The sequence below is a fragment of the Herbaspirillum camelliae genome (assembly GCF_001929405.1).
In the GTDB taxonomy this organism is placed as follows: Bacteria; Pseudomonadota; Gammaproteobacteria; order Burkholderiales; family Burkholderiaceae_D; genus Herbaspirillum; species Herbaspirillum seropedicae.
Map to the genome: position 1 here is coordinate 4,262,514 of NZ_KV880769.1, position 16,609 is coordinate 4,279,122.

The 16,609-nt window shown below is 62.7% G+C and carries 14 protein-coding genes and 2 pseudogenes; 13 read left to right on the forward strand and 3 right to left on the reverse strand.

Translation table 11 applies throughout. From position 1 onward, the window contains the following. The 4 genes from treS (at position 1) to BGK68_RS19230 (ending at position 7,256) form a co-directional block, all read left to right on the forward strand. Complete coding sequence (gene treS, locus BGK68_RS19215) at positions 1-3,516, forward strand: maltose alpha-D-glucosyltransferase (protein ID WP_143433112.1); 3,516 nt, start codon at positions 1-3, stop codon at positions 3,514-3,516. Positions 3,517-3,550: 34 nt separating this feature from the next. After that, positions 3,551-5,959 (forward strand): 1,4-alpha-glucan branching protein GlgB, encoded by a 2,409-nt coding sequence (gene glgB, locus BGK68_RS19220; protein WP_075258395.1) that lies wholly within the window; start codon positions 3,551-3,553, stop codon positions 5,957-5,959. 104 nt (positions 5,960-6,063) lie between these two features. Beyond that, entirely contained in the window at positions 6,064-6,537 is a 474-nt protein-coding gene (locus BGK68_RS19225) for a hemerythrin domain-containing protein (RefSeq protein WP_075258396.1), read from the forward strand. A gap of 104 nt (positions 6,538-6,641) precedes the next feature. After that, on the forward strand, positions 6,642-7,256 hold the full coding sequence (locus BGK68_RS19230) for a pyridoxamine 5'-phosphate oxidase family protein (RefSeq protein WP_075258397.1): 615 nt from the start codon (positions 6,642-6,644) through the stop codon (positions 7,254-7,256). 96 nt (positions 7,257-7,352) lie between these two features. Here BGK68_RS19230 and BGK68_RS27600 read toward each other — a convergent pair whose 3' ends face one another. Further along, positions 7,353-7,520, reverse strand: coding sequence for a hypothetical protein (locus BGK68_RS27600; protein WP_233149349.1), 168 nt, complete (start codon positions 7,518-7,520; stop codon positions 7,353-7,355). A gap of 256 nt (positions 7,521-7,776) precedes the next feature. Between BGK68_RS27600 and BGK68_RS19240 the strand changes: the two genes are divergently transcribed. From BGK68_RS19240 to BGK68_RS27605, 3 genes are read left to right on the forward strand one after another with little or no spacing between them, the layout of a single operon-like run. Beyond that, positions 7,777-8,142, forward strand: a complete 366-nt coding sequence (locus BGK68_RS19240) for a hypothetical protein (protein WP_083657942.1) — start codon at positions 7,777-7,779, stop codon at positions 8,140-8,142. Further along, entirely contained in the window at positions 8,135-8,728 is a 594-nt protein-coding gene (locus tag BGK68_RS19245; RefSeq protein WP_075258400.1) for a DUF5625 family protein, read from the forward strand. The genes BGK68_RS19240 and BGK68_RS19245 overlap by 8 nt, the downstream gene beginning before the upstream one ends. After that, the gene (locus BGK68_RS27605) at positions 8,716-9,201 is read left to right on the forward strand and encodes a hypothetical protein (protein WP_143433114.1); all 486 of its coding nucleotides are present in this window, start codon (positions 8,716-8,718) and stop codon (positions 9,199-9,201) included. Before BGK68_RS19245 ends, BGK68_RS27605 begins: the two co-directional genes overlap by 13 nt. 353 nt (positions 9,202-9,554) lie before the next feature. On the opposite strand, the pseudogene BGK68_RS28715 reads toward BGK68_RS27605, so the two are convergent. Then, positions 9,555-9,764 (reverse strand): annotated as a pseudogene (locus BGK68_RS28715) (hypothetical protein); the annotation flags it as partial. A 74-nt stretch (positions 9,765-9,838) separates the two neighbouring features. Beyond that, positions 9,839-10,111, reverse strand: a pseudogene (locus tag BGK68_RS27610) (rhodanese-like domain-containing protein); the annotation flags it as partial. Positions 10,112-10,608: 497 nt separating this feature from the next. Here BGK68_RS27610 and BGK68_RS19255 point away from each other — a divergent pair. From BGK68_RS19255 to BGK68_RS19280, 6 genes are all read left to right on the forward strand, one after another. Continuing rightward, entirely contained in the window at positions 10,609-13,086 is a 2,478-nt protein-coding gene (locus tag BGK68_RS19255) for a TonB-dependent siderophore receptor (protein WP_233149350.1), read from the forward strand. Between the two features lie 80 nt (positions 13,087-13,166). Next, positions 13,167-13,703: an RNA polymerase factor sigma-70 gene (locus tag BGK68_RS19260; RefSeq protein ID WP_075258402.1), complete on the forward strand. Its 537-nt coding sequence runs from the start codon at positions 13,167-13,169 to the stop codon at positions 13,701-13,703. A 163-nt stretch (positions 13,704-13,866) separates the two neighbouring features. After that, a complete protein-coding gene (locus BGK68_RS19265) occupies positions 13,867-14,088 on the forward strand; it encodes an MbtH family protein (RefSeq protein ID WP_075259898.1) in 222 nt (73 codons plus the stop codon). Between the two features lie 3 nt (positions 14,089-14,091). Further along, entirely contained in the window at positions 14,092-14,856 is a 765-nt protein-coding gene (locus BGK68_RS19270; RefSeq protein ID WP_075258403.1) for a thioesterase II family protein, read from the forward strand. Continuing rightward, positions 14,846-15,538, forward strand: a complete 693-nt coding sequence (locus BGK68_RS19275) for a 4'-phosphopantetheinyl transferase family protein (protein ID WP_143433115.1) — start codon at positions 14,846-14,848, stop codon at positions 15,536-15,538. Before BGK68_RS19270 ends, BGK68_RS19275 begins: the two co-directional genes overlap by 11 nt. Positions 15,539-15,543: 5 nt before the next feature. Then, positions 15,544-16,572, forward strand: a complete 1,029-nt coding sequence (locus BGK68_RS19280) for a TauD/TfdA family dioxygenase (protein ID WP_075258404.1) — start codon at positions 15,544-15,546, stop codon at positions 16,570-16,572. Positions 16,573-16,609: the final 37 nt, after the last annotated feature.

Sequence of the window (16,609 nt, forward strand, 5' to 3'; positions counted from 1 at the left end):
GTGGACAATATTCAAGAGAGCGGCGCTGCGCACCAGGGCGATCCGCTGACGCAACAACCTGGCAGCACCAAAGCCTACGCCCGGAGCGGGAAGACCGGCAATCGCAAGCGTCCCCGACAGATGAAGCAGAGCCGGCCCGGCATGCAGTTCACCCGCGATCCGCTCTGGTACAAGGACGCGGTCATCTACCAGATCCACGTCAAGTCCTATTTCGACGCCAACGATGACGGCATCGGCGACTTCGAAGGGCTGATCCAGAAGCTGGATTACATCACCGGGCTGGGCGTGAACACCATCTGGCTGCTGCCTTTCTATCCCTCACCGCGCCGCGACGATGGCTACGATATCTCGGAATACAAGAATGTCCATCCCGACTACGGCAACATGAGCGATGTGCGCCGCTTCATCGCGGCGGCCCATGAGCATGGCCTGCGCGTGATCACGGAACTGGTCATCAACCATACCTCGGACCAGCATCCCTGGTTCCAGCGCGCACGGCGGGCGCGCCCTGGCTCGGTGGCGCGCAATTTCTACGTATGGTCGGAAGACGACAAGAGCTATGCCGACACCCGCATCATCTTTGTCGATACCGAAAAATCGAACTGGACCTGGGACCCGGTCGCCAAGGCCTATTTCTGGCACCGCTTCTATTCGCATCAGCCCGATCTCAATTTCGATAATCCGCACGTGCTCAAGGCGGTGCTCAATGTGATGTCGTTCTGGCTCGATCTCGGCATCGACGGCCTGCGCCTGGACGCCGTGCCCTACCTGATCGAGCGCGAAGGCACCTCCAACGAAAACCTGCCGGAGACGCACGCCATCCTCAAACGGATACGCGCCGAGATGGACAGCAAATATCCCGACCGGATGCTGCTGGCCGAAGCCAATATGTGGCCGGAAGACGTGCAGCAGTATTTTGGCGACAGTGACGAATGCCATATGGCCTTCCATTTCCCGCTGATGCCGCGCATGTACATGGCGCTGGCCAGCCAGGATCGCTTTCCCATTACGGACATCCTGCGCCAGACCCCGGATATCCCGGAAGACTGCCAATGGGCCATCTTCCTGCGCAACCACGATGAGCTCACGCTGGAAATGGTGACCGATGCCGAGCGCGACTACCTGTGGAACCACTATGCCCCTGACCGCCGCGCCCGCATCAATCTCGGCATCCGCCGCCGCCTGGCGCCGCTGGTGGAGCGCGACTGGCGCCGCATCCAGCTGCTCAACAGTTTCCTGCTCTCGATGCCTGGTACGCCCGTGATCTATTACGGCGACGAGATCGGCATGGGCGACAACATCCACCTGGGTGACCGCGACGGCGTGCGCACGCCCATGCAATGGACGCCGGACCGTAACGGCGGCTTTTCGCGCGTGGACCCGGCCCGGCTGGTCTTGCCGCTGCTGATGGATCCGCAATACGGCTACCAGACCATCAATGTCGAGGCCCAAAGCGCAGACCGGCACTCCATGCTCAACTGGATGCGCCGCCTGCTCAACGTCCGCAAGCAGCACCAGGCCTTCGGGCGGGGGAGCCTGACGCTGGTCTATCCCAGCAACCGGAAGATCTTCGCCTATCTGAGGGAATTCACCGACCCCAAGCCAGGCGGCGCGACCGAGACCATCCTGTGCGTGGCCAATGTGTCGCAGTCGGCGCAGGCAGTGGAACTGGACCTGTCGGCCTTCGCCGGGCGCATTCCGATAGAAATGATGGGCGGCGCGGCCTTCCCGCCGATCGGGCAGCTCAATTACCTGCTGACCTTGCCGCCCTTCGGCTTCTACTGGTTCCTGCTGGCGCCGGAGGCCAACATGCCATCGTGGCGCGCCCCCACGCCCGAGCCGCTGCCCGAATACGTGACACTGGTATTGAGCAAGGGCGTACAGGAAATCATGGAGCCGCCAGCGCGCAAGCTGCTGGAGCAGGAAGTGCTTCCGCACTATCTGCTCAAACGCCGCTGGTATGCGGGCAAGCAACGGCAGATCGACAAGGTGGAGATGATGGAAGCGACCACCTTGCCCATGTCCAGGACCCGGCCCGGCGCGCTGCCTATCGTGCTTACCGAGATCGACGTCCACAGCAGCGGCGCAGAGGAAGAGGGCAGAGAGGGCGGCAGCCAGAGCGTGCAGCGCTATCTGTTGCCCCTGGGTTTCATCCGCGAAGAAGATACGGTCTCCGCATTGCCGCACCAGCTGGCCCTGTCACGGGTGCGGCGCGGGCGCAATGTGGGTTTCCTGACCGATGCCTTTGCGCTCGACTCGTTCATCGTCGCCGTGCTGGAGTTGCTGGCCGACAGCGCCAGCATCAAGACCCGTTCCGGACAATTGCGCTGCATTCCCACGGCGGCGTTCGACCCCGCCATCCTCACTACAGCGCTGGAATTGCGCCGCATCACCCAGGAGCAATCGAACAGCTCGGTGGTCATCAACAACGTCATGATGATGAAGGTGCTCAGGCAGGTCAATCCGGGCATCCATCCCGAAATCGAGATGGGCCGCTACCTGACCGAGCGCGGTTTCGCCAATGTGGCGGCCACCTTGGGCGAGGTGGTGCGCGTGGCCGACGATGGCACGCCCTACGCCTTGATCGTCCTGCAGCGCTACGTCGATAACCAGGGCGACGCCTGGCAGTGGAGCATGGACACGCTGGAGCGCGCCATCCAGAGCGAAGCACTGGATGAATCCCATCGCCAGGCTAGCACCCGCCCGCAGGACGCACAGGAGATGGATGACAATTCCGCCCTGGTCGAACTGGTGACGTTTTCGCGCTTGCTGGGGCAGCGGCTGGGCGAGATGCATAGCCTGCTGGGCCAGCCCAGCGACGACCCCGCCTTCGATCCGGAGACGATAGGGGAGGCCGTCTGGAGGGGCTGGGCGCAAGGAGCGGCCCAGCAACTCGAGGCCGCCCTCGACATCCTGCTCAAGAAAGCGGAGTGGCCCAATGCAGCCGATGCCCAGTATGCCGCCAGCTTGCTGGCGCAGCACGAGAGATTGCTGGAACGCATCCATCAGCTTGCGCAAGCCGCTGAAGGTTCTCTTGCCATACGCCTGCACGGTGACTTGCATCTGGGCCAGGTGCTCATTGCCTTCAACGATGTCTATATCGTCGATTTCGAAGGCGAACCGGCGCGCCCGCTGGAACAACGGCGCGCCAAGGGAAGTCCGCTGCGGGATGTGGCCGGCCTGTTGCGCTCCTTCGACTATGCCGCCGCCTTTGGCCACACCATGGGACCCACTGATCTCGATGAGGCAGCGCTGGCCAGCAAGAAGCAGATCCTGCAACGCTTCGCCCCGGCCTGCCAGGCCGCGCTGCTGGAAGGTTATCGCCTGGGCCATCCATTGCTGGAGCAGAGCCTGCCACTGGACGCACAGGCTCTACTGCTGGATCTGTTCACGCTGGAAAAGGCAGCCTATGAAATCTGTTATGAAGCGGCCAACCGGCCCACGTGGATGCACGTGCCGCTGCGGGGACTGTACCTCATAGCGAACCGGATACTGGGCGAGGCAGATGGCGCATAGCGACCCAACACGACTGATCGACAAAGGAGCAGCAATGCTACCGTCACGACGAAAAAGCTCGACCGAAGCTGCAGGCGCGCCGCCATCGGATGCATTGCTGGATGAATCCCTGGCCACTCGCCTGATGCAAGGACGGCTGGGCGACCCCTTCGCCTTGCTGGGACCGCGCGAGATTGCCGACTTGGCAGAGGCGGCGAACCAGAAGGCCAAGGGCAAGCGTTTGCGTCTTTGCTGTTATTTCCCCGGCGCCAGCGCCGTGCAGGTCTATGCCCGTACTTCCGCCGCGCCCGACGCGCCGGACTCGACGGGTTCGCTGTTGGGCAGCTTGCATGAGTGGTCGTGCGCTACCGGCCAGGGCGAGGCGGATCATGCACAGGAAGCTCCGCACCAGCGCAGCGGCATCTTCTGCGGCGAAGTGAAGCTGCCCAGGCGTGCAGTACAGCCCCCAATTCCCTATGTCTTTCACGTCACCTGGCCCGGCGCCGACGGTAGAGAAACGCTTCAGATCACGGAAGACGCCTACGCCTTCGGCCTGTTGCTGAGCGACTTCGATCTGCATCTCTTCCGCGAAGGCCGGCACCGGCAACTGGCGCGCTGCTTCGGATCGCAAGTCATGGAGATCGACGGCGTAGCGGGTGTGCGTTTTGCGGTCTGGGCCCCCAATGCGCAGCGTGTCTCCGTGATCGGCGACTTCAACCAGTGGGATGGCCGACGCAATCCCATGCGGCTGCGTCAAAGCGCCGGCGTCTGGGAATTGTTTGTCCCGCGCCTGGGCGATGGTGCGCTCTACAAGTATGAAATCATCGGCCCCCACGGCGAGCTGTTGCCCGGCAAGGCCGACCCGATGGCGCGGGCGACGGAAGTCCCGCCGGCCACCGCCTCCCGCGTCATCGATGACAGAAAGCTGGTCAGCGGTCGCCGCTGGCAGGATGAAGACTGGCTGCAGCGACGTGCGCAAGGGCAGACCCGCGAGGAGCCGATGTCGATCTACGAAGTCCATGCAGCCTCTTGGCTGCGGCTGCCGGGGGAGGGCAACCGCAACCTCGACTGGAACGAACTCGCAGATCGTCTGATTCCCTACGTCAAAGGCATGGGCTTCACGCATGTGGAACTGCTGCCGGTGATGGAGCACCCGTTTGGCGGCTCATGGGGTTACCAGCCCTTGTCGCAGTTCGCGCCCAGCGCCCGCTTCGGCCCGCCGGCCGAGTTTGCCGCGTTTGTGGATGCCTGCCATCGCGCAGGGATAGGCGTGCTGCTTGACTGGGTGCCGGCGCACTTTCCATCCGACCCGCATGGTCTGGCCTATTTTGATGGCACGCCCTTGTATGAGCATGGCGATCCTCGCGAGGGCATTCATCAGGACTGGGACACCCATATCTACAACCTCGGACGACACGAGGTACGCGGCTTTCTCATCGCCAGCGCCCTGGAGTGGCTGGAGCATTTCCATGTCGATGGCCTGCGTGTGGATGCGGTCGCTTCCATGCTCTATCGCGACTACAGCCGTAGCAGCGGCCAATGGGTGCCCAACATCCATGGCGGTAGGGAAAACCTGGAAGCCGTGGATTTCCTGCGCGAGCTCAACCAGACCGTCGCCGAACGCTGCCCCGGGGCGCTGATGATCGCCGAGGAATCCACCGCCTGGCCCGGCGTGACGGCTCCCGTGTCTGAGGGCGGCCTGGGATTCACCTACAAATGGAACATGGGCTGGATGCATGACACGCTGCGCTATGTGGAACTAGACAGCATCTACCGCCGCTACCATCATCACGACATCACCTTTGGCATGATCTATGCGTTTTCGGAATCCTTCGTGCTGCCGATTTCCCACGATGAAGTGGTGCATGGGAAGGGCACGCTGCTGCAAAAGATGGCCGGTGACGCCTGGCAGCGTTTCGCCAATCTGCGCGCCTATCTCGGCTTCATGTGGACGCATCCCGGCAAGAAGCTGCTCTTCATGGGCTGCGAGTTCGCCGAAACCAAGGAATTCGACCCCGACCGGTCACCGCAATGGGACCTGCTCGACGATGCCCGCCACCGTGGCGTCCAGCGGCTGGTGCGTGACCTGAACCGGCTGTACGCAGGCACGCCGGCCCTGTATCGCCACGACACGGAGGCCAAGGGCTTTTCCTGGGTGGTCGGCAATGACGAGATCAATAGCGTCTTCGCCTATTTCCGCCAGACGGACAATGAAGCGCCGGTCCTGGTAGTGATCAACATGACCCCGGTGCCGCGCCACCACTACCGGATAGGCGTGCCCCCTGGCCAGACCCAGCAGGATCGATGGGAGGAAATCCTCAATACCGATGCAGATTGCTACGGCGGCAGCCACTTGGGCAATGGCGGTGAGTTGAGGGCGCAGGCGCAAGCCTGTCATGGCCACGCCAGTTCGCTGGTGCTGACCTTGCCGCCCTTGTCGACGCTGGTGCTGCGCCGGGGCTGACGTCAGCGGTATCCCACAGCACATCGTCCGTGCCGCCGATGTTGCCGAGACAGGCTTGAGCGCATCATCTGCTTTCCTACTAACGACGTACTTTGGAGACACTCATGGATAGCCAGGACGCAATTACCCTCTTGCAGGGAGACCATCGCGAAGCCGAAGAGCTCTTTGAAAAATTTGAAGACATCAAGGACAAGGCCAGCGCGCAAGAAAAATTCGAGCTCGCGCAAAAGGTCTGCGGCGCGCTACTCATCCATATGGAAATCGAAGAAAAGATCTTTTACCCGCAGGTGCGCCAGCGCATCGGTGACGATGACCTGATGAATGAATCCGTGGTCGAGCATGCAGGAGCCAAGGATCTGATCAAGCAATTGGGCCAGCTCAAGGCAGACGATCCCATGTTTGACGCGAAAATGAAGGTCTTGAGCGAACAGATCCAGCATCACGTCGAGGAAGAGGAGTCCGAGATGTTTCCCCAGGTTCGCAAGGCCAATCTCGACCTGCAGGTGCTGGGCGCAGAACTGCTCAAGGGCAAGACCCAGATGCAGGAAGAGCAGGGCTTGTCGCCTGAGGAGTCTTGATTTCTGTCTGGTGCGTAAGGCGTTGCGCCGCCTTGCTTGAGCGCATTCGTGCCAAGGCGTCGTCAGCTATACTGGCGCCTTGCTAGCACGATCAGGGGGCCGTAGTGAAGGACTGCATTACCACCATCGAACAGTTGGAGGCACTCTATGGCCAGCCCGGCGAGCGCGCCCTGGTCAAGGAAATCGATCACCTCAACGAGGACTACCAGGCCTTCGTGCGGGCCTCGCCCTTCGTGGTGCTGGCCACCGCCGGGACGGAGGGCCTGGACTGTTCCCCCAAGGGCGACCCGCCGGGCTTCGTGCAGATCATCGATGGGCGTACATTGGTCGTCCCCGACCGGCCGGGCAACAACCGGCTCGACAACCTGCGCAACCTCCTCGGCGATCCGCGCATCTCGCTGCTGTTCATCATTCCGGGCGTAGGCGAGACCTTGCGCGTCAATGGCCGCGCCACGATCTCGACGGATCCTGCCCTGCTGGCGCGTTTCGAGATGCGGGGCAAGCTGCCGCGCAGCGTCATCGTCGTGCAGGTGGACCGGGCCTATTTCCATTGTTCCAAGGCCATCGTGCGTTCCGAACTGTGGTCGGCCTCGGCCCAGGTGGCGCGCAGCAGCCTGCCTTCGCCTGGCGCCATGCACCAGCGCCTCAGCGGTGGCGGGATCGATGGACAGGCCTACGACCGCGAGCTGCCCCAGCGTACCGAAGCGGGTCTCTACTGAGCCTGTAGCGACGCGATCCTACCTCCGGCAGACCGGCCTGCCGGAATTCGACAGTCCCAATCCATGTTTTGCGATGCGTGCTGAACCCGACCTGGCTCAGGCTGCGGCCTGCTGCTGCGGCGAACACAAGGCGCTGCTTGCGCGCCTGATGCGCCGCATCGCGTATTCCAGCACGGCGTCGGCCGTGGCCCGGGACAGGCGCAGGTAAGGGGATAGCCCTAATGCTGCGCCATGGGTCAACGTCAACCCTTCGGACTCCTTCATGCTGACCAGCCGGGAGTGAGGCTGTTTCGTACGCCAGATGGCGTCGCCGATCTGGCATCCGTGATTATCGAGACACCACATCAAGAAGGTTCTGTTTCCGTAAAAGGATGGCTTGATGGACGGAATTGCCGTCAAGTAATGAGATACCTGGCTCACAATCTTTGATACCGTGAGGGTCATCCCAAGGCAGGATCAATCTGCTACCACAGGTCAGCAGCAAGACCGAATAATTGCGATTTTTGGAGGAGCAATCCAGATGACACTCGAAGAACGTAGCAGCTACGCGCAAACCATGTTTGCAAAACACCCGGAGCTTTTTCCGGAGCATCGGCGGCAGTCGATATTGGATGGTGTGGTGCTGATCGGGATGACGCCATTTGAAGCAAGGTTGGCAGGTGGCGCATTCGCGTACAGGGTAGTTGCCGATAAGGCGAAGTGGCCCGAACAAAGTGACCCGCTTGAAGTCATGTGGGCGCAATCCATACAAGCTGATGATAGTGAAATATGGATGACGTTCAAGAATTCCTCCCAGTTTGCCGGTGGCAAAGACGTCACTTTCCGAGTCTATTTTGAGCGTGGACACGCGGCAAAGATTGAAGTGTCGGAGGAAGCGAATGCTTGACCTGATCAGCTTGCGGACCATCTTGATCTGCTTTTTGAGCGTCTATTTGGCAAGCTTGGGAAAGTCAAGCCACGCTCACATTTTCGACCAGGGGCCACAGCCCAGCACTATCGAAATTGATCTCACAAGGGCGGGACCTGTTGCCGACTTCAGGTTCAAAGTGAAAAAACACTTCTCCCATTGGTTTTCGATGAGATTCTGGTTTGCTGAGAGCGATCAGGCGGAGCGCGCGCGTATTCAGAAGCTGTTGGGTAGCCACGCGATTGATAAGAACGGAAAACCAGCTGAGCCCGGCATATCGACCCCAGTTGATCTCCAGATTTTTGCTGAATGCGCAGGGGGAAAAGAAGTTGAGGTCTATTCTCAACATATCGACCCGATTTTGGCATCGTGGGGCGCGGGTTATTTCGGGAAGAATATTGGACACCATATTCTGACTCCCGGCATTTACAGGGCTCGTCTTGTCAATAAGCGCGCTGCACACGAGTTATCGTCGATACGCACCACGTTCGAAATAGCGATGCCAGCCAATGTGGTTTTCACTCCCGGCAATACGACTTCACGGGGTGAACCATGCCGACCGTAACAGTAAATATTGCAGGCCCGGGTGCTCCCACCTCCAATGGAGAGGCATCCCTAGCGGGACACATGTGGTATTCGCTCTCTGATGGCAAGGGAAAAACTGAAAGTTATGGCTTCTCTCCGGCACGGGAATACCCTGGGAATCCTTTTGCGCCGGGAGCCGTCAATGCTCATGGCTCTGATGACACTTATTACACGGTAAAAAAATATTCGAGAACCTTCGATATCACGCAAGCGCAGTACGATGCCATGCAAAGTTTCGGTAGAAATCCGTCAGCGGGCGGATTTGATACCTATTACAACGGTCTTAGCAATAGCTGCATTGACTTCACTTGGAAGGCGTTAGAGAAGGGAGGTTTGAACACCTCGGGATTTCAGGGAGAACTGCTTCCCTTGGATAATATCGATCGAATCAAAAAGATTGACCCAGTCACAGGGAGTCTCGGTAAACCTTCTGTCCGTAGACAGCGCTTCTGAACCGCCTTGACATGTTGCCTAGAACCCATTTCATAAATAGGCGTGAGATGCATTCTGCCCAGAAAGGGCGCTGGCAAGGAGCGCAACGCGGTCAGCGCCCTTTCTGGGCAGAACCCGGAGGGAGCGGCCCGTTTGGGCGAATTGCTGCGTTACGAATTTGGGTCAAGACGCCCAGTCTTGACCCACTCGCGCCTTGCACTTCATCCCAAACGGGACTCGCTCGCACTCACGCCTATTTATGAAATGGGTTCTAGATAAATCAGCGAAAGCAGTTCCCACCAAAAAGTGGTGGGAACCCAAGCAAGCAACCGCCGAACCGGCCTCCTGATGCCCCTCGGCCGCGGCCTTAGGCTTTAGTGGATCAGTACAATACCGGTATGGCCCTCGCGCTCCAGCTGGGCCACCAGTCCAAGTTCCCACTCCCGATATTCCTCGAAACCGGCATTGCGCAAGGCCAGATCCTTGTGCAGATAAGGGCTGTAGCTCTGGTCATCGTCGCCGGTGACGACTCCGTCGCTACCGCTGTCGGTGGGCAGTTTCGCCGCGTTCCAGTTTTGTGCGCCGGCCGAGCGCTACTCAACAGTCCTGCCACCACGCTACCGGCCAGCACGCCATCGTCTGCCCCTGGCGCAGGTCACAGCAGCGCCGACACGTCCTTGCCGCCCAGCTTGCTTTCCAGTTCGCGCACGAAGCGTGGATTGCGCGACAGCGAGGTGCCGGTCGCCCAGGCCACATGCAGGCTATCGGGGACATGGCCAACGAACTTGCGTTCTTCTGCCGTACGTACATCCACCAGCAGCACCTTGCCAGCCTGCACCAGCGCCCAGGCCTGCTTGGGCGTGATGCCGCCGGCATACGGGAGACCATCGGCGATGGCCTGTGCGCAGATCTGCGCCAGTTCCGGCGGCAGCTCGCGCTGGCTGGCTTGGGGGGGCGGGGGCGCTCAGGGTGGCTACGGAGGTCAAGGAAGACATCGGGGTTTCTCCATGACTGGGAATTGATGTGCACCGCGCTGCCATTTGACGGCTATAGACTGCAATCGATGAGCTCACTGTAAAACCGCCCCGGGATCTGGGGCACGAATAAAACAGAAGCTTGAAAGAAGAAAAACGCATAAGCGGGATGGCGCGATCAGCGGACGATGTCGCTGGCCACGGTGGATGTCCCTGATCGTTGTCAACCCGTGGATGACTCATTAAAATGCGAATAATTACTATTTACAAAGTCAGATGAGGATATGTCGGCTCGCTACGACACCGGCGTCAGGCGCTTTCATGCGCCGCGCTGGCACGGCGCGCGAGCGCAGCCCATCCAGCCGCTAAAAGAAATCGCCAACCGCATTACGGGTTTCGGGCAGCTCGTTCGGCATACAAAGAGAAGCCCCCGATGATTGACCCCGATGCTCCGATGAACGCAAGCCTTTTCCTCCACCTGGCCCATCCCGCGCGTTGCCCGCCGGGCTGCGGCGGCGTGCTGTCCGCGCTGCCGGGGTGGGCGGCTGCGCCGTTGGCGCGGCGCCTGCTGCTGGTCGTGGCGATGCTCTTGCTGTGGCCGGCGGCCACGCAAGCGCAGGGCACGCCCGAGGCGCGTCGCCACTTCAACGTGGCGGCCGGGCCACTGGAGGAAGCGCTGAACCGGTTTGCACGCCAGGCCGGCATCACCATGTCCTATGCCTCGGCCCTGGTGCAGGGGCGGCAGGTCACGGCCTTGCAAGGTGAATACTCGGTCCGGCAAGGCCTGGAGGTGCTGCTGGCCGGTAGCGGCCTGCGCGCCGTGCGCTCGGACAAGGGCGCCTACGCCTTGCAGCCGCTGGTGCAAGGCGCGCCCGAGCAGGTCGATACGCTGCACCGCCTGGGCAATATCACCGTATCGGGCCGGCGCGACGAGCCCGGCGCCTTCGATCCGGTGGAGGGTTATGTGGCGCTGCGCAGCGCCACGGCCACCAAGACCGATACCCCGCTGCTGGAGCTTGCGCAATCGGTCTCGGTGGTGACGCGCGCGGAGATGGAGGCGCGTGGCGCCAACAGCATTCTGGATGTGCTGCGCTACATGCCCGGCGCCAATACCGAGACCCACGGGGTGGACCCGCGTGGTTATGACTATTTCAACCTGCGCGGCTTCATCAACGCCCAGACCACCAGCAATTACCTCAACGGGCTGCGTCAGATACCGTCCGGTTTCGGCATGTTCCGCACCGAGACCTATGGCCTGGAGCGAGTGGAGGTGCTGCGCGGCGCCAACTCGGCAAGCTTCGGCCAGGCCGACCCGGGCGGCGTCATCAATCGCGTCAGCAAGCTGGCCGGCAGCGGCGCGCGCAACGAGTTGACGGTGGATGTCGGTTCCTTCCAGCGCCGCCAGGTCGCCGCCGACCTGAGCGGCGAGCTCGACCCGGAGGGCAGGGTACAGGCGCGCATAGTCGGCCTGCTGCTCGATGGCGACACCCAGTTCCGCTACGCCAATGGCCGCGCCGGCGACAATGATCGCCTCTACCTGGCGCCCTCGCTGAAGATCCGGCCCTCGGCCGACACCTCCCTCATCCTGCTGGCCGAATACCTGAAGGACCGCAGCGGCAGCGGACGCTGGACCGCCGTGCGCGCCGATGGCAGCCAGACCCACACCTTGCTGGGCGACCCTGACTTTGACCAGCAGCGCGGCGAACAATGGTCGCTGGGCTGGATGCTGGAACACCGGCTCGACGCCACCTGGACGCTGCGCCAGCACTTCCGCCAGGCGGCGTTGCGTTCGCAGTACGCCGCCGTCAATCCGGGCAGCTTCAATGGCAGCCTCCTCAGCCGCAGCACCGCCGTCTACGATACCCAGGTCGAGAACACCTTGCTGGACAACCAGGCCCTGGCCCGCTTCCAATGGGGCCAGGCCGAGCACCAGGTGCTGCTGGGCCTGGACTGGTCGCACATGAGCGCGCGCGAGCAGCGCTACCGTGGCGTCGCCCCCAGTCTGGACATCGACAACCCGGTCTACACGCAGCCCATCCCGGCCGCCACCACCCGCTTCGGCGACCTCGACCAGACCCTGGTGCAGACCGGCCTCTACGCCCAGGACCAGATCCGCTACCAGCGCATCGTGCTGACCCTGGGGGCGCGCTACGACCGCTCGCGCGACAGCACCCGCAATGCCGCCAACAACAGCCTCCAGGCTGCCGACGAGAACGCCTTCAGCGGCCGTGTCGGGCTGTCCTACCTGGTCAGCCCGGAGCTGGCCCCCTATGTCAGCTACGGCAGCTCCTTCCTGCCACAGGCTGGGCAGGACGTCGATGGCAAGCCCTTCAAGGCCGCTACGGCCAGGCAGATCGAGGCCGGCGTCAAGTACCAGCCCGATCATGGACGCGCCGTCTATACCGCCGCCCTCTACCAGTTGGTCAAGGACAACGCCCTGGGCTCGGACCCGCTGCATGCCAACTTCTCCGTCTCCAACGGCCAGATCCGTTCACGCGGCGTGGAACTGGAAGCCAAGGGCGAGCTCCTGCCTGGCCTGAACGTGACAGCTGCCTATACCTATGCGCAAGTGGTCAACACGCAGAACGCCGCCCCCGAACTGATCGGCAAGACGCCCATCCTGGTGCCGCGCCAGGCCGCCTCGCTCTGGCTGGACTACACCGTGCAGCGCGGCGACCTGGCCGGCATGGGCGTTGGCGCCGGGGCGCGCTATACCGGGCGCAACTACGCCACCGCCGCCAATACCGTGGAAAACGCCGCCCAGGTCATCCTCGACGCCATGGTCCGCATCGACCGTGGACCCTGGCGTTATGCATTCAATGTCAGCAACCTCGCCAACAGGCAGTACACCTCATGCCTGGCCGAGCCCACGCTGACCTGTTTCTGGGCGCCGGAACGCACTGCGGTCCTCAGCGCCCGTTATCGTTGGTAGGCCCAGCCGTCGCCATGGCCGCTCATGGCCGGCATTGATGCTGTATCGATGCCGGCGCAATTCAAGGAAGGCAGGACTAGGTGAACCACACAACGTCAACGCAAGCCGCCCGTCTACGGGAGCAATTCATCGAACATCGCGCACGTCTGCGCGACGTGGCCACGCGCATCCTGGGTTGCCCGCATCGGGCCGACGACGTGGTCCAGGATACCTTCATCAAGATCGCAGAAGTCCCCGACGACTTCGATATCAAGCAGCCGGTGGCCTACCTCTACCGCATCGTGCGCAACCTGGCCATCGACCGTCATCGGCGCAGCGCCTTCGAATGCGACGTCTTCACCGAAGAGGAGGATGGCCTGGACGTGCACCAGGAAGGCGATTCGCCCGAAGCCATCGCCATCAGTCGGCAATACCTCTCCATGATCGGCCGCGCGCTGGAAGCGCTGCCGGCCCGCACCCGCCGCGCCTTCGAGCTGTACCGGCTGTCCGGACTGACCCAGCGCGAGATTGCGGCCGAGCTCAACATCTCCACCACGCTGGTCAATTTCATGATCCGCGACGCCCTGGCTTGCTGCCGCAACCTGCTGCAGAACGAACCGGAACTGGCCGGTTCCTGAGCCCGAAGCAAGCAGGCGAGGGCGTGACATCTGCATGATCCATCATGACCTGTGCATGAACTTTTACTGGCGTGACTAAATTTTTCGAGTGCTGCCTCGTCATCGTTAATGAGACACGTTTTTATTTACGATGCAAGCAATTGCGCATGACAAGGAGCAGGCCATGAGTTTTGATGCCGACGATGCGGTGTTCCGCGTACTGGTCAATCACGAAGAGCAATATTCCATCTGGCCCGACTACAAGGCCATTCCGCCGGGCTGGACCGATGTGGGTGTCAGCGGCGACAAACAGACCTGCCTGGCGCATGTCGAGAAGGTCTGGACCGACATGCGCCCGCTGAGCCTGCGGCGCTTCATGGAACAGGAACAGAACGCCGCGGGCTGAGCCATGATGGCTCCGACCTGGCTCCTGTTCTGCCTGCCGTGCGCCGGCGGCAGCGCCAGCAGCTACCTGCGCTGGCGGCGCCTGCTGCCGGCCCATCTCCAGGTGCTGCCGCTGGAGTTGCCCGGACGCGGCAGCCGCATGGCCGAAGCGGCGCTGCGCGACTTCGACACCCTCAGCATGCAATTGACGAGCCGGGTGGCTGCCGAACTGGCCCGTTGGCCGCAGGCGCGCTATGCCCTCTTTGGTCACAGCATGGGCGCGCTGCTGGCCTACGGGATGGCGCGCTGCCTGGCGCTGCAACCTGCGCTGCGGCAGCCGGATGCACTGTTGCTGTCGGCCAGCGCTGCACCATCCCGGCGCGACACCCATCGGTTCGCGGCCAGCGACACCGCTTCGCTGTTGCACGACCTGCGCCGTCTGGGCGGCACTGATCCGGAAGTCTTTGAAGACCGTGAATTGCTGTCCATGACGCTGGACGTGCTGGCGGCAGACTACGCCGTCTGCGCCAGTTTCATCCGCCATCCCGGCCCGCCCCTGACGATGCCGCTGCAAGTCTATGCAGGGCGCAGCGACGAGATCGATGCCGCCTGCCTGAACGCCTGGCGCGAGGAGACCCGTGCCGCCTTCGACCTGCAATGGTTCGACGGCGGCCACTTCTATCTCCACGCCCAGCAGGACGCGCTGCTGGCGCATCTGGCGGCGCGTCTGGATGCGCGTCTGGATGCGCTTTCGGCGCTGTCTTGTCAGGAGGCCAGCCATGCAGCGTGACATGCCCGCCGACCTTGCCGCCTGCGCCGGCTTGCCGCCCGGGATCGAGGTCTGGCAGTACTGCCTGGCCGAGAGTGACGTCGAGATGGACGCCGGCCTGCTCGCCGCCGCGCGCGCCCAGCTGAGCAGCGCCGAGCGTTCGCGCATGGACGCCTTGGTCCGTCCCGCCGACCGTCGCCGCTATGCATTGGCGCATGCGATCTTGCGCTTGCTGCTGGCGCGCCGGCTGGATTGCCCGCCATCCCGGCTGGACTTCAGTGTCGGCCCGTTCGGCAAGCCGCGCCTGGCGCATTACGATGGCCTGCATTTCAACCTCTCCCATGCCGGCGACTACGTGTTGCTGGCCTTGTCGGAGCAGGGCGAAGTCGGTATCGACATCGAATACCGCGATCCCGGACTGGACGTGGGCAACCTGGCCGAACTGGCCTGGTCCGAGCGCGAACGCCGCGATGGCCAGATCCAGCCCTGCGACTTCTTCGCCCGCTGGACCGGCAAGGAAGCCGTGCTCAAGGCGCTGGGCGTGGGCATCGGCGAGCACCTGCAGGCGCTCAGCATCCATCCCCGTGCCGACGGCAGTTACGCCATCGCGCACGACCAAGCCGGCTGGGCCGAGGTCCAGGCCTGCCAACTCGTTTCCCCGCCTGGTTACGCCGCCGCAGTGGCCTGGCTCTCCACGCACTGAGGATCATGCATACAGACATCGCATCGGCCCTGCCTCCGCAGGCCACCGCCTTTCCCGCCGACCTGGCGACCCCCTGGCGCAGCAAGGCGCCGCCCGCCAGCGCGCTGCCGGCGCTGCTGCAAGCGGAGAGCCCCGGCCAGCCGCTGCAGCAGGCCTTCGAACGCCAGCGCGACTGGATCGACGCCACCGTGCAGCAGGTCGGCGGCGTGCTGCTGCGCGGCTATGCGGTGCCGGAAGTGGCGGTTTTCCGCGCTTTCGCCGCCGCCTTCGGCCATGCGCTGCTGAGTTATGAATTTGCCTCCACGCCGCGCTCGAACGTGTCCTCGGGGGTCTATACCTCCACCGAATATCCGGCGCACCAGCACATTCCGCTGCACAACGAGCAGGCCTACACCCGCGAGTGGCCGATGAAGATCTGGTTCCACTGCGTGACCGCCGCACAGGCTGGCGGCGAGACGCCCATTGCCGACAGCCGCGCGATCTATCGCCGTATGCCGGCGGCCATCCGCGAGCGCTTTGCCGCCGGGCTGGTGTATGTGCGCAACTACGACAGCGACTTCGACGTGCCGTGGCAGCAGGTCTTCAACACCGACGACCGCGCCCAGGTCGAGGCCTTCTGCCGCCGCGCCGGGGTGCAATGGGAATGGAAGGCCGATGGCAGCATGCGCACCATCCAGCGCTGCCAGGGCGTGGAGCGCCATCCGCGCAGCGGCGAGATGGTCTGGTTCAACCAGGCGCACCTGTTCCATCCCTCCAATCTGCAGGCCGATGTGCGTGAGAGCCTGGAAGACATGCTCGGCGTAGACAACCTGCCGCGCAATGTGCTCTTCGCCGATGGCTCGCCCATCCCCGACAGCATGCTCGAGGAGGTGCGCGCCGTGCTGGACCAGGAAACCGTCATCTTCCCCTGGGAAGCCGGCGACGTGCTCATGCTCGACAACATGCTGGCCGCCCATGCGCGCACACCCTTCGAAGGACCGCGCAAGGTGGTGGTGGCCATGGCCGAGCCGCACGGCAACCTGCACCAGGGCTGATCCGCACAGCAGCGCCATCTCTTCGTCACCAGCGTAA